At 40.3% G+C, this 26,721-nt stretch carries 24 protein-coding genes; 12 read left to right on the forward strand and 12 right to left on the reverse strand.

Translation table 11 applies throughout. The annotated features are described in order from the left end of the window. Positions 1-162 precede the first annotated feature (162 nt). From UYK_RS0109370 to UYK_RS27205, 5 genes are all read right to left on the reverse strand, one after another. On the reverse strand, positions 163-783 hold the full coding sequence (locus tag UYK_RS0109370; protein ID WP_009455968.1) for a DUF4340 domain-containing protein: 621 nt from the start codon (positions 781-783) through the stop codon (positions 163-165). Positions 784-843: 60 nt separating this feature from the next. Beyond that, entirely contained in the window at positions 844-2,409 is a 1,566-nt protein-coding gene (locus UYK_RS0109375) for a GldG family protein (protein ID WP_016871311.1), read from the reverse strand. A 123-nt stretch (positions 2,410-2,532) separates the two neighbouring features. Next, positions 2,533-3,345, reverse strand: coding sequence for an ABC transporter permease (locus UYK_RS0109380; RefSeq protein ID WP_009455965.1), 813 nt, complete (start codon positions 3,343-3,345; stop codon positions 2,533-2,535). Beyond that, positions 3,346-4,353 carry an ABC transporter ATP-binding protein gene (locus tag UYK_RS0109385; protein ID WP_026086418.1) on the reverse strand — a complete coding sequence of 336 codons (1,008 nt, stop codon included), beginning with the start codon at positions 4,351-4,353 and terminating at the stop codon, positions 3,346-3,348. Positions 4,354-4,569: 216 nt separating this feature from the next. Next, a complete protein-coding gene (locus UYK_RS27205) occupies positions 4,570-4,731 on the reverse strand; it encodes a hypothetical protein (protein WP_235182316.1) in 162 nt (53 codons plus the stop codon). A gap of 316 nt (positions 4,732-5,047) precedes the next feature. On the opposite strand from UYK_RS27205, the gene UYK_RS0109395 reads away from it, so the two are divergent. The 3 genes from UYK_RS0109395 (at position 5,048) to ftsH3 (ending at position 8,871) form a co-directional block, all read left to right on the forward strand. Next, on the forward strand, positions 5,048-5,836 hold the full coding sequence (locus tag UYK_RS0109395) for a hypothetical protein (RefSeq protein WP_016871313.1): 789 nt from the start codon (positions 5,048-5,050) through the stop codon (positions 5,834-5,836). Between the two features lie 132 nt (positions 5,837-5,968). Then, entirely contained in the window at positions 5,969-6,775 is an 807-nt protein-coding gene (locus UYK_RS0109400) for an aminotransferase class IV (protein ID WP_016871314.1), read from the forward strand. 251 nt (positions 6,776-7,026) lie between these two features. Further along, positions 7,027-8,871, forward strand: coding sequence for an ATP-dependent zinc metalloprotease FtsH3 (ftsH3, locus tag UYK_RS0109405; RefSeq protein ID WP_009455956.1), 1,845 nt, complete (start codon positions 7,027-7,029; stop codon positions 8,869-8,871). A 344-nt stretch (positions 8,872-9,215) separates the two neighbouring features. Here ftsH3 and UYK_RS0109410 read toward each other — a convergent pair whose 3' ends face one another. Further along, positions 9,216-10,712 (reverse strand): hypothetical protein, encoded by a 1,497-nt coding sequence (locus tag UYK_RS0109410; protein WP_009455955.1) that lies wholly within the window; start codon positions 10,710-10,712, stop codon positions 9,216-9,218. A gap of 413 nt (positions 10,713-11,125) precedes the next feature. Here UYK_RS0109410 and UYK_RS0109415 point away from each other — a divergent pair, with 413 nt between their 5' ends. Then, entirely contained in the window at positions 11,126-11,482 is a 357-nt protein-coding gene (locus UYK_RS0109415; protein ID WP_009455954.1) for a Spx/MgsR family RNA polymerase-binding regulatory protein, read from the forward strand. Positions 11,483-11,657: 175 nt separating this feature from the next. Here the strand turns inward: UYK_RS0109415 and UYK_RS0109420 are convergent, their stop codons facing one another. Further along, positions 11,658-12,497 (reverse strand): DUF2382 domain-containing protein, encoded by an 840-nt coding sequence (locus UYK_RS0109420; RefSeq protein WP_009455953.1) that lies wholly within the window; start codon positions 12,495-12,497, stop codon positions 11,658-11,660. A gap of 269 nt (positions 12,498-12,766) precedes the next feature. On the opposite strand from UYK_RS0109420, the gene UYK_RS0109425 reads away from it, so the two are divergent. The 3 genes from UYK_RS0109425 to UYK_RS0109435 all read left to right on the forward strand — a co-directional run bounded on the left by UYK_RS0109425 (position 12,767) and on the right by UYK_RS0109435 (position 15,066). After that, positions 12,767-13,420: a bifunctional 4-hydroxy-2-oxoglutarate aldolase/2-dehydro-3-deoxy-phosphogluconate aldolase gene (locus UYK_RS0109425; RefSeq protein WP_009455952.1), complete on the forward strand. Its 654-nt coding sequence runs from the start codon at positions 12,767-12,769 to the stop codon at positions 13,418-13,420. 345 nt (positions 13,421-13,765) lie between these two features. Further along, the gene (locus UYK_RS0109430) at positions 13,766-14,278 is read left to right on the forward strand and encodes a L,D-transpeptidase (RefSeq protein WP_009455951.1); all 513 of its coding nucleotides are present in this window, start codon (positions 13,766-13,768) and stop codon (positions 14,276-14,278) included. A 254-nt stretch (positions 14,279-14,532) separates the two neighbouring features. Beyond that, a complete protein-coding gene (locus tag UYK_RS0109435) occupies positions 14,533-15,066 on the forward strand; it encodes a L,D-transpeptidase (protein WP_009455949.1) in 534 nt (177 codons plus the stop codon). Positions 15,067-15,236: 170 nt separating this feature from the next. Here UYK_RS0109435 and UYK_RS0109440 read toward each other — a convergent pair whose 3' ends face one another. Together UYK_RS0109440 and UYK_RS0109445 are read right to left on the reverse strand one after the other, a co-directional pair. Further along, positions 15,237-15,989 (reverse strand): DUF1995 family protein, encoded by a 753-nt coding sequence (locus UYK_RS0109440; protein WP_016871315.1) that lies wholly within the window; start codon positions 15,987-15,989, stop codon positions 15,237-15,239. Between the two features lie 79 nt (positions 15,990-16,068). Further along, a complete protein-coding gene (locus UYK_RS0109445) occupies positions 16,069-17,235 on the reverse strand; it encodes a cysteine desulfurase family protein (RefSeq protein WP_009455941.1) in 1,167 nt (388 codons plus the stop codon). 172 nt (positions 17,236-17,407) lie between these two features. Here UYK_RS0109445 and UYK_RS0109450 point away from each other — a divergent pair, with 172 nt between their 5' ends. From UYK_RS0109450 to UYK_RS0109470, 4 genes are all read left to right on the forward strand, one after another. Continuing rightward, entirely contained in the window at positions 17,408-18,817 is a 1,410-nt protein-coding gene (locus tag UYK_RS0109450) for a phospholipase D-like domain-containing protein (protein ID WP_009455920.1), read from the forward strand. A gap of 698 nt (positions 18,818-19,515) precedes the next feature. Further along, entirely contained in the window at positions 19,516-19,830 is a 315-nt protein-coding gene (locus UYK_RS0109460) for a ChaB family protein (RefSeq protein WP_009455916.1), read from the forward strand. A 217-nt stretch (positions 19,831-20,047) separates the two neighbouring features. After that, entirely contained in the window at positions 20,048-21,241 is a 1,194-nt protein-coding gene (locus UYK_RS0109465) for an NAD(P)/FAD-dependent oxidoreductase (RefSeq protein ID WP_016871316.1), read from the forward strand. Between the two features lie 362 nt (positions 21,242-21,603). Beyond that, entirely contained in the window at positions 21,604-22,251 is a 648-nt protein-coding gene (locus UYK_RS0109470; protein WP_009455912.1) for an HAD-IA family hydrolase, read from the forward strand. A gap of 79 nt (positions 22,252-22,330) precedes the next feature. Here UYK_RS0109470 and pirA read toward each other — a convergent pair whose 3' ends face one another. Then, the gene (pirA, locus tag UYK_RS0109475) at positions 22,331-22,729 is read right to left on the reverse strand and encodes an arginine synthesis PII-interacting regulator PirA (RefSeq protein ID WP_009455910.1); all 399 of its coding nucleotides are present in this window, start codon (positions 22,727-22,729) and stop codon (positions 22,331-22,333) included. A 498-nt stretch (positions 22,730-23,227) separates the two neighbouring features. Between pirA and UYK_RS0109480 the strand changes: the two genes are divergently transcribed. Beyond that, positions 23,228-24,301, forward strand: coding sequence for a tetratricopeptide repeat protein (locus UYK_RS0109480; RefSeq protein WP_009455908.1), 1,074 nt, complete (start codon positions 23,228-23,230; stop codon positions 24,299-24,301). 75 nt (positions 24,302-24,376) lie between these two features. Here UYK_RS0109480 and UYK_RS0109485 read toward each other — a convergent pair whose 3' ends face one another. Beyond that, positions 24,377-25,072, reverse strand: coding sequence for a potassium channel family protein (locus UYK_RS0109485; RefSeq protein WP_009455907.1), 696 nt, complete (start codon positions 25,070-25,072; stop codon positions 24,377-24,379). An 87-nt stretch (positions 25,073-25,159) separates the two neighbouring features. Beyond that, positions 25,160-26,494: a TrkH family potassium uptake protein gene (locus UYK_RS0109490; RefSeq protein ID WP_009455905.1), complete on the reverse strand. Its 1,335-nt coding sequence runs from the start codon at positions 26,492-26,494 to the stop codon at positions 25,160-25,162. Between the last annotated feature and the right edge of the window lie 227 nt (positions 26,495-26,721).

Genomic DNA, 26,721 nt, shown 5'->3' on the forward strand with positions numbered 1-26,721 from the left:
TCTCTCAAATTGTTATTCCTCGGTTGACTTTAGTTTTGAAAAATCGAACACTGATGAACACAGATGAACACGGATAATCTATCGGTGTGTATCGGTGTGTATCTGTGTTCGTTTACCTCAAAATACGAGGTTTAGGTAGAGTATTTCTCAAATTTTAAATTTTCACTTCTTTGGCGGTGTGGGTAAATTTAAACTTGGCAACGGTGTACTTTCACTCTTATTTGGAATTTCTTTCCATTCTGATAATTCTCGATTCACTGCATTTTCAAAATCTGTAGATACCAGTAGCACAGTTACATTACCATTTGGTTGAGAATTTGGATCGGTTTGAGCATATAAAAAACGACGATTAAAATCAGATTGACCCAAAATTAACTGATGGTTTTGCTGATTTTTGAGTTTAATATCGATAGTTGCTTGTGGTGGAGTTAAGCCAAATTCTCCTAATTGGTTAACAGATGTTGATATAGTGCGATCGCTTTCACCTTTGACCAATAAATCCATTAAATAAGAAACTATAGCGTCATTTGCTGGCACTTGTTGGGGAGAGGTCATTCGCCATTTTGGACGTTCAGAATTGTTGTTGCGTTCCAAAATAATAGTGGCATTTTTAGTTTTGATGGATAAAGACTGTACATCATCCTCTTCAAAAGAGAAAATTTGTTGCTTTTTGCTTTTGACTTCTTCTTGCTGATTTTTCCAATAAAATTCATGAAAGGAAACAAAACTTGCTAAACCCAGCATTAGCAGAATCAAAATTAAAGTAGTCTTTTGTAATTTCATTTTTTAGTCATTTGTCATTTGTCATTATTGGTTACTAACTACTAACCACTAACTATTTATTTATCTACGTAACCACCACAAAATAACTGCGACTGCAAACCCAATTAGGGGTAAAATTAACAGAGAAGATAAAGCTAAAATGCCGGCTTGTGAAGCTGAGAGGTTGATGCGGCGGTTTTTTGGTTCTTTGGGTCGAATGGAAAGGGGTTGGCTGTCCTGCTGGCTAGCCCAGCTGACGGAGTTGAGAAATACGTCTCCATTTAACTGTTGTGTAAATGAACCATCTGTGGCAAAGTCTGAATCCCCTAGCACTACCATGCGTGATTCGCTAGCGGATGGTTTGCTAGGAGTTGGAGTGGCTTTGGTTGCAGCTGGTAGTTTCCGTTTTAAAGCCACGCCCAGGGTAAGGGGTCCTTTGAGGTCTTTTCCTTGGTTGAATTCCAAGTTCTCGCTGTTGAGATCGCTTTCTGCCCAAGTATTGGGGTAGGGTTTGGTGAGTAATAATTTTGTGGCTTCAATACCAGGGATGGGAGTGGTATCAACCGGTCGTGCTAAACGATAAAATGAAATACCGTTACCGAAGTCTTTAGTAATGGGATGTTCTCCGTAATCGGTGACAATGGGAACGGCAGGGCCAAGGGCGACGTTACCAGAGACATCAACTGCTAAACGATTATCTAGCTTGACACCCCATTCTTTTAGCAAACTATCAAGTTTTGGGTCTGTACCTTGATCGATCATCAGTACTAAATTGCCACCTTGATTCAGATAGGTTTGCAAGGCTTTGACTTCAGTAGTAAATAGTTCTCGCTTGGGCCCCGCTACTACCACGACATTCGCATCACTAGGAACAGTTGATTTCTCCACCAGATTGAGTTGTGCAGTAGTGTAGCTTTTGTTACCTAAAGCTTGGACAGCTTGGGATATCGCACCTTCACCTGGTGAAAGCGATCGCTCACCATGACCTTGGAGGAAGTAAACTTTAGCTGTGCTAGTACTAGTAATTTGTTGCAGGCTATTAGTTAATCTAATTTCTGAAAGGCGATCATTCACGTTGATGACTTGCACTAATTGTCGTTTTTTTCCAGATTCGAGATAGACTTCTCCGTAATCTTTAACGCCAAATTTTTCTGTCAATCCTGGTCTAGCTTGGGGGTCAACGTACTCAAATTTAAAGTTGGAATTTTGCTTTTGATAATTTTCCAGCAATTCTCGATCTTGGGAATTTTGAGCTACATCAAATACCCAAACTTTAACTGGCTGTTTTAAATTTTGTACCAGTTGTTTAGATTCGGGAGCAAGGGTAAATAACTGAGTTTCTGTTAAGTCTACTCGCACTTCGTAGCGATTGGCTAAGAAATTAATTAACCCCAAAATTACTAATACTGCTAAAGTTGCAGCTAGGGCATTAGTACCAGCTTGAGTCGAACGACGTCCCCACCATTTACTCTCTTGGCTTTGCCAGATTAACCATACGCCAATAACTATTGCTCCAGCAATAATAAATGCTAAGGGTACTGTTCCCCAAGAATCTGAAACTAGACCAATTGTTAAGCCAGCCGCAACCAGGAATAAACCTGGCCAAATCAAATATTTCCAAAGTTTTTTTCTCGGGATACTTTTCATGATTAGTTAGTTGTTAGTTGTTAGTTGTTAGTTGTTGGTTGTTGGTTGGTAGGGGTTTATTTTTCACACAACAACAAACCACGAACAAGTAATTCCAAACAACCATCAACAATCAACCAATATTTACTGTCGTTGAAAGCGGAGTGCATCAATAGATTGTGCTGTGAGAAAGATACCTAAAATAATGTAACTGCTAAACAAGATAATGCTACTAGTATCAAAAATCCCTTGAATGAGATTGTTGTAATGTTTTAGCAGTGACAAATAACCCAAAGCTTGCCCGATGGGGCCGCTGATATTTTTAGCAATTAAATCTACAAATAGCAGTAATAAAATGACAGCAAAAGTGAGGACAGCAGCTAAAATAGTGCTGTCTGTCAAGGAAGAAATAAACATTCCTAAAGATAAAATTGCTGCTGCCAATAAGATTAATGCCAAATGTCCCAGCAGCGGAATTGTGGGAGACATGGGTGGAGTTGACGCACTCAACGCGATCGCTTCCAATGCCAGCATTGGCAGTACCATTGTGATAAAAAATGTCAGCACGCCTAATAATTTACCAACAGCTACTGCCCAGTTAGTAACTGGCGATGTTGCTAAGAGTTCTAAAGTACCACGTTTGCGTTCCTCGGCATAAAGTCCCATCGAAAGAATCGGCAGCACAAACAATAACAGCCATCCCATCCGGTCTAAAAATGCCCGCACAAATTCGTAAGGCACATCTATCGGTGGTACTGGCACTCCGAATTGTTGTCCTTGTAAATCTAATGCCGTGACTGCTGCCAGAATGCCATCTGGGCCCATCAAAATCAAGATAAAAAATAACCCAGCTAAAAACCAAAAAACGCCAGCGATCGCATAAGCTAAAGGCGAAACAAAATAACCCTGTAATTCTCGGCGATAAATGGCAATAATATTACTCAGTACTACACCCATCTAGGCCGCTTCCTCCTCATTGGTGGTTGAGTCTGCCTCAGTTTGCATGTTCTTTTCTTCTGTGGTCAGCTGTAAGAATACATCTTCCAGGGTGGCACTGACACGACGCATTTCATACAAATCAAATCCTGAATGCAATAGGGCTGCGGCAATATGTTTGCCTGGTTCTACACCTGGTTGGGATATCACTCGCAGGTAAGCACGATTGTCTTTAGGGGAGTAACCATGCATCCCTGCTAAAGGAATTGATTCTACCTGACTCACACCCGGCAAATTGAGCAATACTTGTTTAGCTAAATTTGCTTCGCCCTCTATTTCTAATTCATAGCCAGAACCACCTGTCAACTGGGTTAGTAATTGTTCTGGTGTGTTAGTTGCTACAACTTTTCCGCGATTGATGATGGTGACGCGGCTACAGGTCATACTCACTTCTGGCAAAATGTGGGTAGAAAGAATAATAGTGTGAGTTCCAGCCAAGCTTTTAATTAAATTTCGCACCTCAATAATTTGTCGAGGGTCGAGTCCAACGGTAGGTTCGTCCAGAATTATAGCTGGTGGATCGTGAACAATTGCTTGGGCGATGCCAACACGCTGTCTGTATCCTTTAGAAAGTTTGCGAATAATGACGTGACGTTTGTCTTGCAAGTTGCAGCGTTCAATTGCGGCTTTCACTTTGGTAGTGCGATCGCCTGCTGGTACTCCCTTAATCCGCGCCACAAAATACAAAAATCCTTCCACCGTCATTTCTGGATATAACGGCGGTGTCTCTGGTAAATAACCAATCTTTTGCCGTACCTGCAAAGACTGTTCATGGACATCAAAGCCAGCAATTCTCGCCGTACCACTCGTTGCGGGTAAATAACCGGCTAAAATCCGCATCGTCGTAGTTTTGCCAGCACCATTTGGCCCCAAAAACCCGAGAATTTCTCCTGCTTCGACGCTAAAAGTCACATCAGTAATTGCTTGGGTTGAACCGTATATTTTACTTAAATGATCGACTTCAATCATTGGTTTAGGCAAATTATGCATAAATAAACCCGGTTTCTATATTACATTCGCCCTTTAGGCGTTTGCAGGAAACCGGGTCTTTACATTTTAAGTGATTTGTGCAAAAAAGCTGGTCTAATGTGAGTTTCGATGAGTCCTGTGTTGACCTCTTCCCCAACTCATTTCCTTGTAGGACAGGAGAGTAAAACCCTAATTTGTCACCGTTCTTTCCTTGGCTTAGGGTTCTCCGTTGCGGAAGCGTTTCCTAATATATGTAAGTACATCGACTATGGCGATCGCTTTTTGTTGATTACCCAATAACAGCAACACCAACACAATCCCAGCGTTGATTGGCAATACCAACAATAGCAGTGTAAGAGTAGCTAAATTTTTCAACAACGAGGAATTGATTGTGTCATGATATTTTGTTTTTGTTTTGTTTTTGTTTCCCAGTTTTAACACTAGTACCTTTTTTCTCTCTGCTAACTCTGTGCCTCTGTGGTTTAAAAGTAATTTATTTAACCACAAAAACGCAGAGAATACAGAGTTAAGATAGCTTGCAAGGGCTAGTGAATTTACAACCCCAATGTTTTTTTTACAGTGTTTGACTTAATTCAACAAGTACCGATTGCAAGACAATGAACACTGTTACTTTCTCAGAAAACAGGGGAATTATATATCTATGGTCTGATTTTTATTTGCTAATTAAGTAGTGATGTTAGTTTTCTCTCGTCAAACTATAGGTGCATTTTTTACAGCTTGTCTGTGTGTTTTTGGTGTTAGTTTGTTGCAATTTCCACATATGCAGCAACTAATATCAAATCATAAAACCACTTCATTAGAAACTTTAGAAAGACAAATAAAAAAAGAAAAACTTCGACTGAATTTGCTCAAACAAATGCCAAGTTTTGGCTACAATAACTTAGTAGCTAACTGGGTATATCTTGATTTTTTACAATACTTTGGTGATGATGAAGTTCGTGCGAAAACAGGTTACGGTCTTAGCCCAGAATATTTTGAAGTAATCTTGCGACGAGATCCACGATTTTTAGAAGCTTACTTGAGTCTTTCTACCAGCACTTCTATGTATGCTGCTATGCCAGAGCGTTCTATAGCATTAATGAAAAATGGCTTAAAATCTCTTTCCCCTTGGGTTCCCTATAAATCTTACTATGTGTGGCGTTATAAGGGCATTGATGAATTATTATTTTTGGGAGATTCTCATAATGCTAAACAATCTTTTCAAGAAGCCGCAAACTGGGCTAATAAACATACAGATGAAGAAAGTAAACAGGTAGCGGAAATTTCCCAAAAAACAGCTGAATTTTTAAGACGTAATCCTGATAGTAAATATGCTCAAATTGCGACTTGGATGATGGTATTAAATAATCAGGTTGACGAAAAAACTCGCCAAAGAGCAATTAATGCTATTAAAGCTTTAGGAGGAACAGTCATTAAAAATCCTGACGGTTCTACTAGGATTAAATTACCTCAGCAAGATTGAGTCAATTGTCATTTGTTGTTTGTTGGTTGTTAATGGTTGTAGAGACGTGTCATGGCACGTCTCTAGATTGGTTAGTGGTTAGTAGTTTACTACTCTCCCTTGTCTCCCGTGTCCCCAATCCCCACCTCCCCCATGTCCTTCTACTGGTACGACGGTCAATTAATTTATTCCCAAACTATAGAGTTACCGATTGATGATCCAGGCTTGATTTATGGAGCGACGGTTTTTACAACTTTGCGCGTCTATGATCACTCGTTAGATCAGAAATTAACCAACTGGCAAGCTCACTGCGATCGCTTGAAATTTAGCTTGCAGGTTTTTGATTGGTCTTTACCAGATTTTGGGCAATTGCGTCAAGGTGCAGAATTAATGATGGCCCATTTCCCCGTCCTGAGAATATCTGTATTTCCTGATGGGCGGGAATGGATTACTGGTAGGGAATTACCAAAAGATTTAGCAGAAAAACAAAATCATGGCGTTTCAGCTGTCTTAGCCCCACTGAAATACAATCGCAGTTTACCCAATCATAAAACCGGAAATTATCTCAGTGCTTGGTTAGCCAGAAATTATGCCCAGAAATTAAATGCTCAAGAAGCGATATTAGTAGATACTCTGGGCAATTGGCTTGAAACGACTACAGGTAATCTTTTCGGGTGGTGGGATGGTTGCTGGTGGACACCTCCCCTATTGGTAGGAATTTTACCGGGAATAATGCGATCGCAACTGATCAACTGGTTGCAACAACAGCAGCAGATAGTGCGTGAGGAACCCTGGACACCAGAACTAGTTAAAAAATTGGAAGCGATCGCCTATTGTAACAGTGTGGTTGAAATTGTTCCGATCCACACCGTCATTCAGCCTTCAGGATCGCTAAAATATAATCCCTACCATCCTTGTTTTCAACAAATACAGAAATTCTTAAAGATACACGATGGCTGAGAAAAACATATTAAACTTTCTACCTCCCGACTTGAAAGTAACCTCACCCCGGCTACGTCACCCCTCTCCGCGAGTTCGGAGAGGGGTTGGGGGTGAGGTTTTTTATACTTGGTGGTGAAATCATCAGGACTGCCCCTGACCTCTGGCTTAATGTACTAGCATTGTAGGTGTGGAATTTGGTATACCTTAAGATAAGTTAACATAATTCTTAGAAATGCCCTCGCAGGAAAAATTTAGGAGGATTGACCTCAGTGAATAATAAACGGTGGAGAAATGCGGGGCTGTACGCACTGCTTTTTATTGTTGTCATTGCTCTTGGGACAGCATTTTTTGACAAGCAACCCCAAAGCAGAGAGACATGGCGATACAGTCAATTTATTCAAGAAGTCCGAGCTGGCAAGGTAGAAAAAGTCAGTATTAGTGCGGATCGGTCTACAGCTGTAGTCACTCCCAAATTCGATTCCAAGAAGAAATTGGTGACTTTGGTTAATGACCCTAACCTCATTAACGAACTTAACGAACAAAACGTTGATATTATTGTTTTACCTCAAACCGACGAAGGATTCTGGTTTAAGGCTCTCAGCAGTTTATTCTTCCCTGTATTACTTCTGGTTGGCTTGTTCTTCTTGTTGCGTCGTGCCCAAAATGGCCCTGGTAGCCAAGCTATGAACTTTGGTAAATCCAAAGCCAGAGTGCAAATGGAGCCACAAACCCAAGTTACCTTTGGGGATGTTGCTGGTATTGACCAAGCCAAGCTGGAATTAAACGAAGTCGTAGACTTTTTGAAAAACGCTGATCGCTTTACTGCTGTTGGAGCCAAAATTCCTAAAGGTGTGTTGCTAGTAGGCCCTCCAGGAACTGGTAAAACCTTGTTGGCTCGTGCTGTTGCAGGTGAAGCAGGTGTCCCTTTCTTCTCCATCTCTGGTTCTGAGTTTGTAGAAATGTTTGTGGGTGTGGGTGCGTCCCGCGTCCGTGACTTATTCGAGCAAGCTAAAGCCAATGCACCTTGCATCGTCTTCATCGATGAAATTGATGCTGTTGGTCGTCAGCGTGGTGCAGGTTTAGGCGGCGGTAACGATGAACGGGAACAAACCCTCAACCAGTTACTTACAGAAATGGATGGTTTTGAAGGTAACACCGGCATCATTATTATTGCCGCTACTAACCGTCCTGACGTTTTGGATGCAGCCTTATTGCGTCCTGGTCGCTTCGACCGTCAAGTAGTTGTAGACCGCCCAGACTATTCTGGACGTGTGGAAATTCTCAAAGTTCACGCCCGTGGCAAGACTCTAGCAAAAGATGTGGACTTAGATAAAATCGCCCGTCGGACTCCTGGGTTTACAGGTGCGGATCTATCTAACCTGCTTAACGAAGCCGCGATTCTAGCAGCACGTCGCAACCTGACCGAAATTTCGATGGATGAAATTAACGATGCGATCGATCGCGTTTTGGCAGGACCAGAAAAGAAAGACCGGGTAATGAGCGAAAAGCGTAAAGAACTGGTAGCATACCACGAAGCTGGTCACGCTTTAGTTGGGGCGCTGATGCCAGACTATGACCCTGTGCAAAAAATTAGCATCATTCCCCGTGGTCGTGCAGGCGGTTTAACTTGGTTTACCCCCAGCGAAGACCGTATGGATAGCGGTTTGTATAGCCGTTCCTATCTAGAAAATCAGATGGCGGTAGCATTAGGTGGTCGTATCGCTGAAGAATTAATTTTTGGTGAAGAAGAAGTTACAACCGGTGCTTCTAACGATCTACAACAAGTAGCACGCGTTGCTCGCCAAATGGTAACTCGCTTCGGTATGAGCGATAAACTCGGCCCAGTTGCCCTTGGTCGCCAGCAAGGCAATATGTTCTTAGGTCGCGATATCATGTCAGAACGTGATTTCTCTGAAGAAACTGCTGCTGCTATTGATGAAGAAGTTCGTCAATTAGTGGATTCAGCTTATGCGCGTGCTAAGCAAGTATTGACAGATAACCGCCACGTTCTCGATCAACTTGCACAAATGTTAGTTGAGAAGGAAACTGTAGATGCCGAAGAGTTACAAGAACTTTTGGCAAACAACGATGTGAAAACAGCAGCTTTTGCGTAATTTTTGGGGAGTCAAGAGAAAAATAATTAACTCTTAATTGTTAACCCATAACTCTTATATATCAGGGCAATTCTTGGATTTCCTAAGATTGCCCTGATTTTTTAAGTTAGGTGGTAATTGAGGAAAATCCTATCTGATGTGTGAGAATCCCAAAGCTTAGATCCCCCAAAACGCGATCGCGAATTCGAGGCTTAAGTCAATTTTTAACTGAACCGTATTGTACTATCAGCCAATAGTTAATTCAGGGAGTGCGATCGCTTAGACTCATTGAAGCACCTACTAGCTTGTGTTACCTAATTGATGCGATCGCCCAATCCACAAATATCAAATTTTTGTTTAAAAATTCACTTCAACATTGCTTCGCCCCGACGATAAATCTCACGTGCATAATCAGTCCAAGTTCCTTGTCCCCAGTAACGGAAACAACTGGTTTGCAACAACAAATTATATAATAAAGCTTCTTGATAATCTGGACGCTGTGTTACTAAAGGATCTTGCTGCACCAACGAGTCATATTTTTCATGAAACATGACACTGAGTTTTTTCATCGGGTCTAAGACATTCTCATAGCCTTCCACCCAACTTAAATTATTAGTCCAAGATGCGCCATCCATGTGAAATTGATGGTCAGTTGCTTTTAATTCTGCTATTACCTTTTCTACGGCTTCCGGTGTAGCATTGTCTGGATCGACTCGTTGCCAGATTTTATGCTGATGGACAGCTTGACAAGTTGGATAATCTTCACAATTAACACCTGCTGCTGCAATTAGTTCCAGATATTCTGTACCATTGAGAGCAACCACACCTGCATAATTATTGCCTGCATCGCGGATTTCATGATAAACCCTAAAAAAATCGCGGGGATATTCATTCATCATGACACCGCCATTTTCTCCATCGGCAATTTGGGTAACTAAAGAGGGGACTGTCACATTGCCAATTTGCTGCTTATTCTTACCTTTGGCTTCAAAATAAGGTTGCATTTGGGCAACTAATTTCGTATCCGAACCTTGTGTTTTAATTAACGCTGTAATACTAATAGTTTCGCCATGAGAATTACGGGCAAGCAAACGATTGGGAATATATTTATCCTCGTGCTTTAACCCAGAACCATCAAGACGTTCTAGAGAATGTTCTTGCACCATTAACCAGCGATACCCGCATTCTTTTAAAGCTTTGATGTATTCAAACAGAGTATCTGGATGATTGGGCAAATGCATTTCTGGAGGAGAGAAACCTTTGACTCCCTTGAGGGCATCGTAACCGAAAATAGCTGCAAAGTGATGTTGCCAAGCTTGGATATGCAGTTTGATATCGGGAATAGGTGTGGAAGGAACTACAGCATGACTCCACATCGTTCCCAACCATTCTACATAAGGCTGATATTGGGGGTCAGAGGTGATACGCTTGAGATTATTAAAGATATCGTCGCGTCCCATTTGCCGCAAACCCCACAGTAAGTTGCCTGAATAATCAAGCATGATACGAGGGTTGCAGCCTTGGGAAATTAGCTGCGGGATAAATTCGCCCATACGGCTGTAACACCAAGCAAAAGCCCCAGCATTATGGTTATCTCCATCATAAGGATGTTCAAACATATACTGGATATTACTGATGATTTCGCCGTTAATACCTGCGGGTATGCTTGGCTGATGCATGTGTAGAGCGCAAGCAAACCCAGCCGTGATATTTTCCAACTTGAGATTAGTAGTATTTAAATATACTGGTTCTTCTTGTTTAACTATTGACTGAATTGCCGCTTCCCAACCGCAGATATTGGGCAAACCTGATCTTAATTCTGTCAGTGCGGGTAGATTGAAGGATTGTGCTGTAGCAGTCATAATATTTCATGTTGAGTCTCTGATCATTGTTGCTTAATCAACAATCTTCGAGATAAATGAAGTAACAATTTATAGTTAAACGTGTTAGTTTGAAACAATAAAATTTAGGTATTGTCATCACATTCCAGTGTCTTGTAAAAAAGAACACAAACAAACACACATAATTTATCGGTGTTCATCTGTGTGCATCTGTGTTCGATGATTAAATCAGGTTTATTGCGAGATAAAACCAGCTACCAAAAGAGGCAATAGCAGCAAGATAGATACTATCAACAACAAAGTTCCCGGATCAATTTTTGTCTCTGGGTCACGCATTGCTTTACTTGGGAAAAATAAGTATATCTATTCAGCTTAGAATATATGGTCTAATTTCTCAAAATTATTTGCTGAAAGGGGAGTGAATATTTAGTTTTATGTCTATTCAAGTCTACGGAATTCCCAATTGTGGAACTTGCAAAAAGGCTTTGAAGTGGCTGCAAGAAAATGGTGTGGATTATGAGTTTATTAATACAAAAGACCATCCACCTAGCCGTGAGATGATCCAAGCATGGGTAAAATCTTTAGGTTCACAACCTATGCGAAATACCTCTGGTCAATCTTACCGTTCGCTTGGTGATGAGAAGAAAACTTGGACGGATCAGGAATGGATAGAAGCATTCACGAAGGATGCTATGCTACTCAAGCGTCCCCTTTTTGTTAAAGATAAAACGGCAGTGTTAGTTGGTTTTAAAGAGCAAGATGAAGTGATTCGACAAAAATTGGGGCTTTAGAATAGCGCTTTCTGGAAGCACTATTCTATTTTCCCCTTATCCTCAAAATGCAACACTATTTTGAAGATAGACTCTCACGGGCAATAGTCCACAAATAGGGCATGAAATTTTAACTCTTCCTACACCCCTACACCCAATTTTCTACCTTACCCTTTACCATATTTTCAACATAGATCTAAAGACGATCCATTGGCGGTGTATTCGTTTCATCTAAAGGTAAATTACCTTCAGTTTGAATATCTAATTCTTCACGACGAATTGTTTCTTGGGCTTCAACAACGTCTTTGTCTATGATTTTCTTAACCCGGACTTCCTCGCGTACAAAAGCTTCTTTACGAATTTCGGGTGTTTCTTCGTAGATTTCAATGCGTGCTACTTCACCTGATTGAAATTGTGCTTCGTCGGGGCTAACTGCAACACCTTCTGTTGTGGATGGAACTCGCTCAATTACAACTCTTTCTTTCTCGATTGGTACTGAAACTGTTGCGGTTTCTGTTTCAATATGCTTACCAACGGTTACTTCCCCGGTTTTGATGCGATTTTTGTTAGCAATTAACCGTTCCTCATACAATTTGAAGTTTTGATGGTTCTGCTCATTCAAATTATATAAAGGTGCATCATTTTCGTAGGTGTAGCTATTGCGATCGTAACTTAGATTTTGTTGGGGGCGATAATTCCTGCGTACCTGTTCTTCATAATCATAATCAACAGTCATGTCATCTTTGTAAACAGGCAAATTTTGTACTTGTTCTCTGCTTAACCCATCAACATATACACGCTGTTGATTATAATCTATGCGAGAAAGACCTATGGGGAGCAAGATTCTTTTATTATCAAAATCTGACTCAGTTTCTATAACTAAATAGCGAAAATGCCCTTCTGGGTCTACTAGTGCATCTGCAACTGTACCGATTTTATTTCCTCCTTGAGTATAGAGAGGCAAACCTTTAATATCATCACCACCGAATGTATCTCGGTAAGTGGGATCAAAATCTTCAAGCTTGTAAAGAGGCATAATAAAATTACCTATGAAAGCATCTATACTCTTAACATAAGAAGAAAGTTATTTTTTTTCCTCTTGCTTGCGACTGAATTCTTTTAATTATTAATTTTTCAAAAAGGGTTAGTTAAGAGCCAAAGAATAATCATGGTTGAGTTTTAGCTGGTTTATTATTAATAATCATATCTATCTTTGGTTAGATTGAAGAAAAGTCCAAAGTCAGTGTTACTCCTACTTATCTTAGACAATATTATTTTTAAGCTAATTGTTAATTTACTGTCCCCATGTCTGATCACCCTTGGTTAACACTGGTAAAAAAACACAGAGCGATCGCAGTTATTCGCGCTTCTCAATTAGAACTTGGACGCCAGATGGCTTTGGCTATGGCATCTGGAGGTATAGAATTAATTGAAATTACCTGGAATAGCGCTAACGCTTCAGAATTAATTACTAAACTCCGTTCAGAATTACCCGAGTGTACCATTGGCACAGGCACTTTGTTAAATTTAGAACAACTTGACAACGCAATTTCCGCAGGGGCACAATTTCTATTTACACCCCATGTTGACCCAACTATGATCCAAGTAGCAGTTGCGGAAAATATACCTATTATCCCTGGTGCGCTTTCTCCCACAGAAATTGTTACGGCTTGGAATTATGGTGCTACTTGTGTGAAAGTATTTCCCGTGCAGGCGGTAGGTGGAGCAAGCTATATCAAAAGTTTACAAGGTCCACTCGGTCACATTCCTTTGATTCCTACAGGCGGAGTTACTTTAAAAAATGCCCAAGAATTTTTGCAAGCAGGAGCGATCGCAGTAGGTTTAAGTAGCGAGTTGTTTCCGAAACAGTTTGTAGAAACTGGAAATTGGCAAGCAATATCTCAGCAAGCAAAAACCTTAGTCAATAGTTGTTTAGTCAAGGAACCGTTCAGTGAATAACTTCTGGTGAAATTTGATGAAGTGTAAAGACGTGCCATGGCGCATCTCCATATTGCTTAAGGTTTACTTTAGTCAATACTTGTTTAATTAAGGATTTATTAATAACAATTAAGATGACTGCATGAGCCAATAATGTTAATTATTGGCGGATTTTCTCCTGTGAATAAAGTTACATAAATTAGATTTTTCAACAATTCCTCATCTGTTTGTCCTTTGATAGTTACGAATGAGAACATTTGCTATAGGATGAAATCAGGAAAACCTACGCCTGTTGCAGCAAAAAGCTAAAAGTCATCAGAGAAAAAGAAAATTTCCCTTAAATAATGGCATTATGGTGTAATAATCATGGAAAAGCCATCTTCTTCCAGTTGGGTGCGTTCTCTAAAGGTACTCTTTGTTAGTGTAGCAATCGCTTTGAGCGTTTTTAGTACCCCTTCACAAGGAATTTTAAAACACCCAAAAAGAAATACAATAAGGCAAGCAGTCAGTAACCTCAAACAATCTCAACGACGCTGGATACAAATTGATCTTTCCGAACAACAACTGATTGCTTGGGAAGGTAGAAAACCTGTGTACAAAGTGGTTGTCTCTACAGGAAAAAAATCTACTCCCACTCGTACTGGTGTTTTTCAGATTCAAACCAAGCTGAGAAAAACTCGGATGCGTGGTAGAGGCTACAACGTTCCTAATGTCCCATATACGATGTATTACAAAGGAGGCTATGCTATTCATGGAGCCTACTGGCATCGAAGATTTGGGACACCAGTTAGCCACGGTTGCGTGAATTTACCACCTAAACATGCTAGATGGCTATACAGATGGGCGTCGATAGGTACGCCGGTAGTTGTTCAAAGATAGTTTCATAACATGTTCGGTTGCATACTTATACTATCGCGTAGGCTGGTAATGGGTAATTAGGTATAAAGATACTGATGATTTTCCCATGCCCAATGCCAAACAACGAAGCATAATATCGTCAGTAATTAGCCGAACTGGGTATCACTAGTCAGTTGTTAGTTGTTAATGGTTGGTAGTTTTGCCAAACAACCATCAACAAAAAACCATCAACAAACACATTTTGGGCATTCTCTGCGAATTAACAAGTTAAGATAATGGGAAACTGGATTGGCAGTAGTTGGATCGCTTGGTTAACTACTTTCTTAGCATCTGTGGGAATTTTGCTGGGGGCTGCTTTTAGTTCTTCCAATTCAAAGACACCTATTTCACATTTTTCTTATCATATATTTGATCGCAACTCTATCAACGAAGCTGATATCTGGAAAGAATTACGCCCTCCTCGCAAAATCGAAATTGATTTGTCACAACAACGTCTATACGCTTGGGAAGGTAGCCAACTTGTGTATTCGATAAGAGTTTCCACAGGAAAGCCTTCGACGCCTACAAAAAAGGGTAAGTTTTTGATTGGCTCTAAGCTTCGCTCTACTAGAATGCGAGGACCTGGTTATGATATTTCTGGTGTCCCATATACTATGTATTTTTACGAGGGATATGCAATTCATGGCGCTTTTTGGCACGATAGATTTGGTACACCCGTCAGTCATGGTTGCGTAAATTTACCAGTGAAAGAAGCTCGTAAACTTTTTAATTGGGCTGAAGTAGGGACGTTGGTAGTGGTGCGTCAGTAAGTAGTTGAGGAAGGGAGTAGGGGACAAGGAGGATAAGGGAGAATATTTTTGATAAGTTCTGCGCTTCATCGTGTCTTTTCCCAATCCCTTATCCCTATTCCCGGTTCCCTTTTCAAAACACAAATCCCCGACTTGTTAACAAATCAGGGATCTAGAAAATTTGGGAAGTTCTAATTTCTCAGTGCTTTGATGAACCTCTGCAAACCCCTAAATACACTTGGCTTTTTCCCTGGTACTGCTGCGGTAGTTTCTCCTTCTGCTATTGCAGTTGCAGCTTGTCCCTTAGCAAGAATTATGTCTAAGTCGTCACCGGAGGGTTTTTGTGGTAATTCAGCGATTTTTTGATACTCTCCGTTATTTTCTACCAAAATTTCCCATAATCCGGGATAACAACGAAATAAGGCTACATCTGGGTATACAGAACGCAAGTAGTAACAAGATTCTATCGTGCTGAGAAAACGGATGCGGGTTTGCCTAGCAGCGTAACCGATACCTATTTTGCCAGCATCTTCCAGGAAAGGATTTAGCATTACTAAGGGGCGATCGCCTATTACCGCACAAATTTTTTCTAATTGCGGGACTTCTGGTGAACCGGGGGCGATAAACAAGAAAATTTCATCTTCTGGTTGAACTTTGGACTCAATAGAGGCAGCTCTACCAGTACCGATATCGGTGATTTTAAATCGTACATCTGTCCAGTCGCGACGGGCAAGACCAGCACCACCCGCATCTGCAAAGAAAACTTTGAGTTTGTCGTTGTATTGTTCAAACATGGGCAGAAATTGCTGGGCTACCTCCATCAATTTCAATTCTGGAAACAACAACTCAACCTGTAACCGAGTATAGCCATCAGCGATCGCGGCTTGGGTAGCTGTACGTGCTTGGGCGATCGCATCTTCTAAAGAGTTTGGTAGTTCAGCCATATTAAAAGATTTTGGAATGAAATTGTTAGTAGTTAGTAGATAGTGGTTAGTAGTTTATCTAACCACCAACCACCAACCACTAACTAATCACAACCAATTCTACAGGTGATAGTCGCTGCAAAACCTGCTTGAACACCATCGCCACCCAATCTACATCTTCTACAGTAGTATCTCGCCCTAGTGTCATCCGCACACTGGCGAAAGCTGCTTTTTCTGAATAACCCATTGCTAACAAAATCGGGCTGGGGCTGAGTTTACCACTATTACAAGCAGCCCCAGCACTAACTCCAATCCCAGCACGGTTTAATTCTCGCACTAAAGTTCTGCCACTGACTTTTTCACCATCGGCGTGTTCTAAACAAAAGCTGACATGGTGAGGTAAACGATGAACTAAATCACCTGTAGGAATTAACCCGGGGATATCTATTAACTGCGAAAACAGGCGATCGCGCAACTGCATTAACCTGGGTGTTTTGATTGGCATTTCTTGAGCTGCTAATTCGGCGGCGACACCAAACCCGGCGATCACAGGTACTGCTTGTGTTCCGGAACGTAATCGCTTTTCCTGTCCACCACCACCCAGCAAGGGAACCAATTCTAAGCCCGGACGCACATACAGCGCCCCTGCACCTTGGGGCCCGTAAATTTTGTGACTAGAAATACTCAATAAATCCACTGATAAACTTCCCACGTCAATAGGTAAGCGTCCTGCAACTTGGACTGCATCTGTGTGAAACAAGACACCAGCACTGTGGGTGATCTGTGCCAATTCGGCGATTGGCTGGACTGTACCTACTTCACTTTGCCCGTAAATTACTGACACTAATATAGTGTTGTCTTGCAATGCTGCTTTTAAATCTAAGGGGTTAACTCTACCTTGGCTATCAACAGGGAGGCGAGTCACTTCCCAACCCCACTGTTCTAATAACCGCGCAGGTTCAGAAATCGCAGAATGTTCAACACTAGAAATAATCAGATGTTGGGGTTTGCTATACAAACGGGCAACACCCATAATTGCTAAATTATCTGCTTCTGTACCACCAGACGTAAAAATAATTGATTCCGCAGGTGCATTGATGAGTCCGGCTACCTGCATTCTAGCTTGTTCTAATACAGTTGCTGCCCGTTGTCCCCACTCATGCAAGCTAGAGGGATTACCCCACTGTTGAGTGAGGACTGTTTGCATTGCTGCGATCGCTTCTGGGCGAGTAGGAGTAGTAGCACTGTAATCTAAATAAATTTGCATAGATTCTCTAGTCAATACACTAGGCAACGGGCTGTTTCTATTTTCAGCTAATACAGTAAATTTTTCTATTTTTGACAGTCAGGGGAATTATATTTGCTGTCCTGTACGTTTGATAACCTCACACCATGGGAATGATAAATGTGTCCAATCAAGTAACTTTTATCAAACACCTGTGTCTTTTTTCTCTACCCAACGGCGTTTTTATTCTATATTTTTAGTAATACTAACTTTAAGCGCTTGTCAACGAGCCAAGTATGACAATAAGCGTTTAGAACCACTGCCGCAAGATCCATTTGTACAAGTTTACTTCAACCATTCTCAGTCTTCTGAATACGTAGAACCATATCGTCACCAAGCTCATCAGGGAGATGATTTAGAAAAATTAATTGTTGAGACAATTTTGCAAGCAAAATCAACAATTGATGTGGCAGTGCAAGAATTACGTTTACCTAAGATAGCACAGGCACTTGCATACAAGCAAAAAGCAGGCATAAAAGTCAGAGTAATTTTAGAAAATAACTATAGTCGTCCTTGGAGTAGTTTTACGGCTAACGAGGTTAATCAATTAGATAAAAGAGAACAAGAACATTATCAAGAATATAGTTTATTTGCAGATAGTAATAAAGATGGAAAGCTAACTCAACAAGAAATTAATCAGACAGACGCTTTAGTCATTTTAAAGCAAGCCAAAATACCTTTAATTGATGACACTAGTGATGGTTCTCAGGGTAGTAGTTTGATGCATCATAAATTTGTAATTGTAGACAATCGTTTTGTGATCGTCACCTCCGCCAACTTTACCATGAGTGAAATCCACGGAGATTTTACTAATACTAACAGCTTGGGTAACGCGAATAATTTGTTAAAAATCGACAGTCCCGAAATCGCAGATTTATTTACCAAAGAATTTAACCTGATGTGGGGTGACGGAGTAGGGGGTAAATTAGACAGTAAATTTGGTTTGCAAAAACCTTTACAAAAATCTCAGAAATTTGTATTAGGCGATAATAAAATCACAGTTAAATTTTCACCTAACTCTCCTACACAACCTTGGAGTAATAGCAGTAATGGCTTAATAGGTAACACCTTAAATTCAGCTAATAAATCTATAGATATAGCTTTATTTGTATTTTCCGACCAGCGTTTAGCAAACATACTCGAAATGCGCCACAAAAACAACGTGAAAATCCGCGCCTTAATCGAGGGAAGTTTTGCCTATCGTCCCTACAGTGAAGCATTAGATATGATGGGGGTAACTCTCAGTACAAAATGTAAAAATCAAGTCAACAATCGTGCTTGGGAAAACCCTATTACTACCGTAGGCGTACCGATTTTAGCCAAAGGTGACTTATTGCATCACAAATTTGCCGTTATAGATCATAAAACAGTAATTGCTGGTTCCCACAACTGGACAAAAGCAGGCAATAACAGCAATGACGAGACACTTTTAGTAATAGAAAATCCCATAATTGCCGCTCATTACCTGCGAGAATTCGATAGACTTTACGCCAATTCCAGATTAGGTATTCCACAAAAAATTCAGCAAAAAATCAAAGCACAAACCAAACAATGTCATCAATAACTCATCATTAATAATTCCTAACTACTAGTAATAACCATAACTCTCAATCACACATTTTTATGACGTGAATACAGACGAAAAAACATCTGTGTTCATCAGTGTGCATCGGTGTTCGTCTTCTAAAACATAATCTTAGTCATAGCTTTAACTTTCATCAAATCTAGGAAAAAACTTTAACTTCTACCAAAAATAAGATATATCCATACATCTGTGAAAAAAATATCTTTATAAATAAACCCTTCTCCAGAAACAACAAAAACACTCATTTCATTTACATTAATATCATCAGGATATTGTAAAATTTTTTGGATATAAAAAATCATGAAACCAAACCTCTACTTTGGATAACATCGGCATTTGTAATTGTAGAGGCGATCGCATTAATTATCCAACCTTATATCGATACTCATTGAATTGAATGTAATTAAACTTTGATATTATGCAAAAAACTAACTCACACCAGAAAATCTCTCTTGAGTCCAAACCCCACACCATCGACGGCTGGCAGTGGATTATTCGTGTGAACTTAGTCATAATATTCATATCGCTTTTCTAAAAACAATAATTAATTCACATTAGACATAAATTACCACTCTAGATCAAGCCATATCTATACTTCCAGAAAGAGGAGAACCAGTCTTGCAATTTTTACGATAATACAAGACTGAATTTGAAATAAACTTATTGGGAGCGTAATCATGAATGATATCAACTTAAAGCAAACAGAAGATCAAGATATTGGCATCACAGAAGAATCGCCAGAATCAATCAAAAATAACAATGCTGGGGTTTTAACCGAAGAAATCAAAGGAGAATTGCCTCAAGAAGCTCAACAAATTTTTGTTGCTGCTTTCAAAGCTGCCCAAAGTGATGGTATGAGTGAAGAGGGTGCTCGTCAAGTTGCTTGGAACAGCGTGAAAAATCAATATGAGAAAGGTTCCGACAGAAAATGGCACGCTAAAGGCGAAGTTACTGCCCAACATCATAAAGCCGTCACCTCCGGCGGTAACTAACTGCCATAACGCACCCTAAAAATCAGACTTAGCGTCTTAGTGCCTTGGTGGTTTAATAAAATTTATTTTTCACCACCAAAACACGAAAAAATAGAAGGCGGTTTGTGATAACTACAAACCGCCGATTGAATTTCATACTCTTTGTTAAGAAAAATCCTGAAATAAATTATTAAACTGATAGAAGTTGCCCTACTGGGATACACAGCCCATTAGACACATGAGCGAACATAAAACAAGAATCTGTATACTGGGTGGAGGCTTTGGTGGTCTCTACACAGCCTTGAGGCTGAGTCAGTTACCTTGGGAGTCTTTACCCAAGCCGGAAATAGTTTTGGTAGATCAAAGCGATCGCTTTGTTTTCTCTCCCCTGCTTTACGAGTTGCTAACTGGTGAGCTACAAACCTGGGAAATTGCCCCTCCTTTTGAAGAACTATTAACAGACACGGGGGTACGTTTTTATCAAGCTGCTGTGTCGGGAATTGATACACAACAGCGACGAGTATATTTACAAGATGGACCGGAAATTGGCTATGATCGCCTAGTTTTGGCGCTGGGTGGCGAAACGCCTTTGGATATAGTGCCTGGTGCTACTTGCTATGCTTATCCTTTCCGTACAGTTACTGACGTCTACCACTTGGAAGAGCGCTTGCGAGTGTTGGAAGAGTCTGACACTGATAAAATTCGCGTGGCAATTGTTGGTGGTGGTTACAGTGGTGTAGAGTTAGCGTGTAAACTAGCAGACAGACTGGGGTCAAGAGGACGCTTTCGGTTAATAGAACTTACTGATCAAATTTTGCGAACTTCGCCAGAATTTAATCGAGAAGCAGCCAGAAAAGCTTTAGAAGAACGTGGTATATTTATTGACCTAGAAACTAGGGTAGAAGCGATCGCTCAAGATACGATTTCCCTGGAATATAAGGGTCAGGTAGATAATATTCCTGTGGATTTAGTAATTTGGACAGTGGGAATACGAGTCTCGCCTGTAGTCCGTAATCTTCCTCTCAAGCAAAATCAACGCGGTCAAATTACGACTACACCAACTCTCCAAGTCCTAGATCATCCAGAAATTTTTGCATTGGGAGATTTAGCAGAATGTCGTGATGCGGAAGGACAACTAGTCCCCGCTACAGCCCAAGCAGCTTTTCAACAAGCCGATTACGCAGCTTGGAATATTTGGGCAAATCTGACTCATCGTCCTCAAATTCCATTCCGCTACCAACACTTAGGTGAGATGATGGCATTAGGGACAGACAACGCGACTCTGACTGGTTTAGGTATCAAACTAGAGGGTTCTTTGGCTTATGTAGCTCGTCGTTTAGCTTACCTGTATCGAATGCCAACTTTAGATCATAAACTCAAAGTTGGTTTTAACTGGCTAGCTCGTCCTATTATAGAGACATTGTCACAATAGTAGATGGTGTATTCAGCGTCTGTTTTCAAACAGCCTAACACCCTTTATACCAAGTTTGGATTTTGGATTTTGGATTGAAAGTCTTTGCTAAAAGGCTATTCCAGCAATCTTAAGTAATAATGCTTATCTCTCTTTGGTATTAAAGGTGAACAGTAGTCATGACAACGGGTGAAATTCCCAACATCGTGCTACTTCGGCTAGACAAACTAAAAATCATGATTTGGGCTTTGCATGTGTAACTCAGGTTTGGATCTGTGAGATGATTAGCTTGAAAACACGCTTATCGTCATGTCTAACGACAAGACGCTTTACACCGAATATATTATTTCTTCAAATCTAAACTCCAAAATAGTCATAGGTTGATGGAACGACCGAAAGTTATTTTTTTAGATGCAGTTGGCACTCTCTTCGGCGTCAAAGGCAGTGTGGGCGAGGTTTATAGTCAAATCGCACAGGAGTTTGGTGTCGAAGTTTCTGCCGAAACTTTGAATAAAACATTCATCCAAAGCTTTAAAGCTGCACCACCACCTGTGTTTGCAAATGCCCAAGAACAAGATATCCCTCAGTGGGAGTTCGAGTGGTGGCTTCGCATTGCCTCCGATACTTTTCAAAAAGCAGGTGTTCTAGAGAAATTTTCTGATTTTTCGGCTTTTTTTAGCGAAGTTTACATCCATTTTGGCACAGCCGAGCCGTGGTTTGTCTATAGTGATGTTTTACCATCTTTGACAAACTGGCAAAAGATGGGGATTGAACTGGGGATAATATCAAACTTTGATTCCCGCATCTATTCTGTACTACAGGCTTTGGAATTAAGAGACTTTTTTAATTCCATTACCATTTCTACTCAAGCAGGCGTAGCCAAACCCGATCCCAAAATTTTTACTATTGCTTTAGAAAAGCATAACTGTCCACCAACAGCCGCATGGCACATTGGGGACAGTATTGCAGAAGATTATCAAGCGGCAAAAGCAGCCGGATTAAGAGGTATTTGGATAAATCGTGAAAAGTAGAGGTGCACCTCTACTTTTGTTGGTTAGTGGTTAATGGTTAGTGGTTAAATATTTATCATTCACTACTAACTACTAACTACTAACTACCAACTATTATTTGCCTTGCCTCATCTTCTAATAAACGAATGAGAGTTTGATCTCCTTTTTCTCTCGCCACTTGCAGGCGATGTTCTAAATTACGGCGGATATGATCAAGGTGAGTATTTGTTAACTCTTGGCCAGCTTTTTGTCCTGTTTTTTCAGTAGCGATCGCTTCAGGCTGTTTGCGTAGCTTCATTGCTTCTACATCTAGGGAATCGCCAACGCAATAAGGTACTCCACGATACTTTAACTCTGCTACTGGTTGAGGTATAGGGATGTGTCTGGGATAATGACGTCTCCATTGCTGACCACGATACTTACCACCCATTTCCCCTGGAGTCATTTCTACAGCCAGAGGATTTGATTCATAATCTACACCGCGATAGGTTAGTTTCATTTGCTTCGCCTCGCTTTTAATTTTTTTTGCAGGTTGGAATTGAGTAGAGGCGCGTTCCTTCAGGATTTCTCCCTACTTCCGTCTCTTAAGCTGATTTCCTTCCTCGCTGTCATCAAAAGCGTTATTTTGTCATTGGTTTGTAGTAGTGCTTAGGTGTTACTACAAATCCAATGTGGTCTCACAGTCTTCAAGAGATGAACGATTTTATTTCTGTATTTATTGTAACATTTTTGATCCAAAGTCAAGAAATTTGCATAATAATTTAATTATTTAAATCTTGCCTTGAAATAAATTTGGGGTTAATAGCCGATAACGAGGAATGAAAAATCGACCACCGATGCACACTGATGCACACGGATGGATCATGGGTTTGCTGTGAAGTTAATCCCCGATCCCTTTTGACTGGATCAAATTAAATTTGTAACAACTTAATTTTTATCTATATGCTGGGTATTCTGACTTTATGAGCATTTAGCAATCAGTACAGGTCTGCCGATCATGTCTCAAAAATATCAACTTCGCCTGTGGTTTATCGGTCTATCTTCTGCTTTTTTAGTGTTAGTAGCACCAACAATGACTGAGTTGTCAGGAAGCAAGCTGCTAGCACAGAATGTTGTTTCTCAGAATTTGGAAGCAGCTAGTTATTTTCAGCAGGGGGTGATGCGCTATCATCATCAAGATTTTTCTGGTGCAGAATCTGCGTTTCGTCAAGCTTTGCAGATAGACTCTAATATTGCTGCTGCACATAATTACTTAGGTAACATTATGTTACAGCAAAGTCGTTTCGATGCAGCTGTACAAGAATATGCAGAGGCGATTAAACTAAATCCCAACTTGGGCGAAGCCTATTATAATTTGGGCTTGGCATTGCATAAACGAGGACAAGCTGACGCTGCTATTACTGCTTACCGTCAAGCCTTAATTATTAATCCGACGATGGCAAATGCTCAGTATAATTTAGGTTTAGCTTTGTATGAAAAAGGACAGGCTAATGAAGCGATCGCAGCCTACCAACAAGCAATTAATTTAAATAGTAACAATGCTAATGCTTACTTTAACTTAGCGATCGCACTGCAAGAACAAGGAAAATTAGAAGAAGCGATCGCAGCTTATCGCCAAACCCTCAAGCTCAATCCTGATAATGCTGTCGCTTACAATAATATGGGTAGTCTTTTGACTATCCAAGGTCAAACATCTGAAGCTGTTGCTACTTATCAAACAGCTATTAAACGCATTCCTAATAATGCTGAGGCTTACTACAACTTAGGAGTAGCTTTATATAATCAAGGTGAGTTTAAAAAAGCCAGCAGCGCTTTTAAGCGTGCGCGTAACCAATACCGGAAACAGGGTAATATAGAGCAAGCTAACAAGGTTGAACAATTAATGCAGCAAGTTGCACAGATGCAAGAACCAAAGCAACCGCAAGTTAGCCAAGCTTGGACTGATGACTTACCAAATTTAGACACTTCTGTGGATACAGAAGCTAACCCAAGTGAAACTCCCACTCCAGAGGAAATCAATCCCGAAGAAGTACCCTTTTCCTTAAAACCATCACCCGCGTTTAAGCAGTAATTTTGTTGTTAGTTGATAGTTGTTTGTTGGTTGGTAATTTCCAACAACAACTAACTACCAACCACCAACAAACACCTATATCGGTAAACGATCAATATCTTTGTTGCAACCAATGACTACTATTGCTGAACCACGTTCCAGACGCTGGTTTGGATAAGGATTAATTTGAAATTTGCCATCATGACTTACCGCTAACAAATTCAGTCCATAACGGTTACGCAACTGTAATTCAGAGATAGTTTTGCCATGAAATTCATCAGGAACAATTAACTCTACAATACTGTGATCTGGGTCGAGGTCAAATCGTTCTAATATCGATGGTTTAGTCAGCGATCGCGCCAGTGAACATCCGGCTTCGTACTCAGGAAATACCACATGATCAGCCCCCACTCGTAAAAGTAGTTTCCTGTGAACTTCACTAGAAGCTTTTGCTACTACATGAGGTACACCCCCTTCCTTCATATTAAGGGTAGTGATGATACTTTCTTGAATGTAATTTCCAATTGCGACGATCACCGTATCAAATTCAAAAACGCCTGCTTCTTTCAGCGCCGCTGGTTCTGTTGAATCTAGCTGTAAAGCATGACCTACTATTTGGTCAGTTAAAGCATCAAATACTCGCTTTTCATCAATATCTGTTCCTAACACTTGATATCCTAATTTATGCAGAGTTGAACAGACAGCACGTCCGAATCTACCTAAACCAATTACAGCAAATTGATGATTATCTTTACGCAGACTACGAAAAAAACCTAATGATGACAGATTCACAGTTGTTTCCTTTATCAATGGTAATTGGTAATTGGTAATTATTGGCTTCTAAACAACAAACAACAAACAACAAACAACAACCAACTATCAACCTACAAGTAAACTCTCTTCTGGATAGTGAACTCTACTAGGACGCGGATCTCCTAGTATCGCTGACATTAGTAGTAAAACACCGACTCTACCCACATACATTGTGACAATTAGTATCAGCTTAGCTGCTGTGGAAACAGTACCCGTAATCCCAGTCGAGAGTCCCACAGTGGCAAAGGCAGATACTACTTCAAATAAGATTTGAATAAAATCAAGCTTTGGATCTGTTAGGGTTATTAAGATTGTTGAGATAATAACTGTACCAACAGAACCAATTAACACGCCAACAGCTTTTAAAACTAAAGATAATACTATCTTTCTTTCATAGAGTATAACTTCTTCTTTGCCTTGTAGAATTGCTTGTGTGCAACTAGTGAGAACTCTTAAAGTAGTGGTTTTAATCCCGCCTCCTGTGCCTCCTGGGCTTGCACCAATAAACATGAATGCAATTGTAATAAATAAGCCTGCTGTTGTCATTTTGCTTATGTCAATTGTATTGAATCCAGCAGTTCTTGGAGTAACAGATTGAAACCAAGCAACTAAAAGTTTGTCAAAAAAATTGAGATTTGCAAATGTTTGTGGATTTCTCAACTCTACAAAGAAAAAAGCAATTGTTCCCATGATTAAAAGCACAATTGTTGTACTAACTGCAACTTTGAAATCCAGGGAAAATACTAGTTTTACTTGTTGATTGCGGATGCGATCGCGTATCCACAGGTAAGTCTCTAAAATGACTTGATAACCGATTCCACCAAAGATAATTAAGCCTGTAACTGTCAACACTAATAAAACAGAAGATTGATAACCAATCAAGTTATCTTTAAACAAACTAAAACCCGCATTATTCCAAGAATTAACACTATGAAAAATTGCTAACCATAGTCCTTGTTGCCATCCATAATCAGGCACAAAAGCTGGCAAGAGTAAAAATATCCCTGTGATTTCAAAAATCAATGTCATAGCAATAATTGAGCGAATAATTTGGGTGCTACCGCTCATTCCCGGACGATCTAAAGCTTGTTGAATGGCAATTTTTTGGCGGAGGTCAAATTTACGTCCAATCAGCAGAATCAGAAAGGTGGTAGTTGTCATGTAACCCAACCCACCAATCTGAACCAATAGTACGATAAATAGCTGACCCCAAAAGGAAAAATAAGTACCAGTATCAACTACTCCTAATCCAGTGACACAAACTGCCGAAGTTGAGGTAAATAGGGCTACTACCGGGTCATTCCATTCACCACTACTGGTAGAAAAAGGCATCATCAGCAGGATAGTTCCTACTGCGATTACTGCCAGAAATCCCAAACAAATTGTCCGAGAAACAGTCATATTTAGGTAAAAAAACAAACAAGAATAGGGTTGCTTGCAGGATGGTAACTGCCTAAAAACAAAAACACCCTTATTTAATTAAAAACACACATGGTAGCCTACGAGTATGTGTATTTAAATTCGGTGACCAGTGATCACGGACGTGGTGGAGGTCAGAATCTGCGCTACCAAAGTATTTTAGTCTAATTATTGGGGAACTTATACCCAGTAATAAAACTGATAACTGA

The sequence above is a fragment of the Fischerella thermalis PCC 7521 genome, from assembly GCF_000317225.1.
Lineage (GTDB): Bacteria > Cyanobacteriota > Cyanobacteriia > Cyanobacteriales > Nostocaceae > Fischerella > Fischerella thermalis.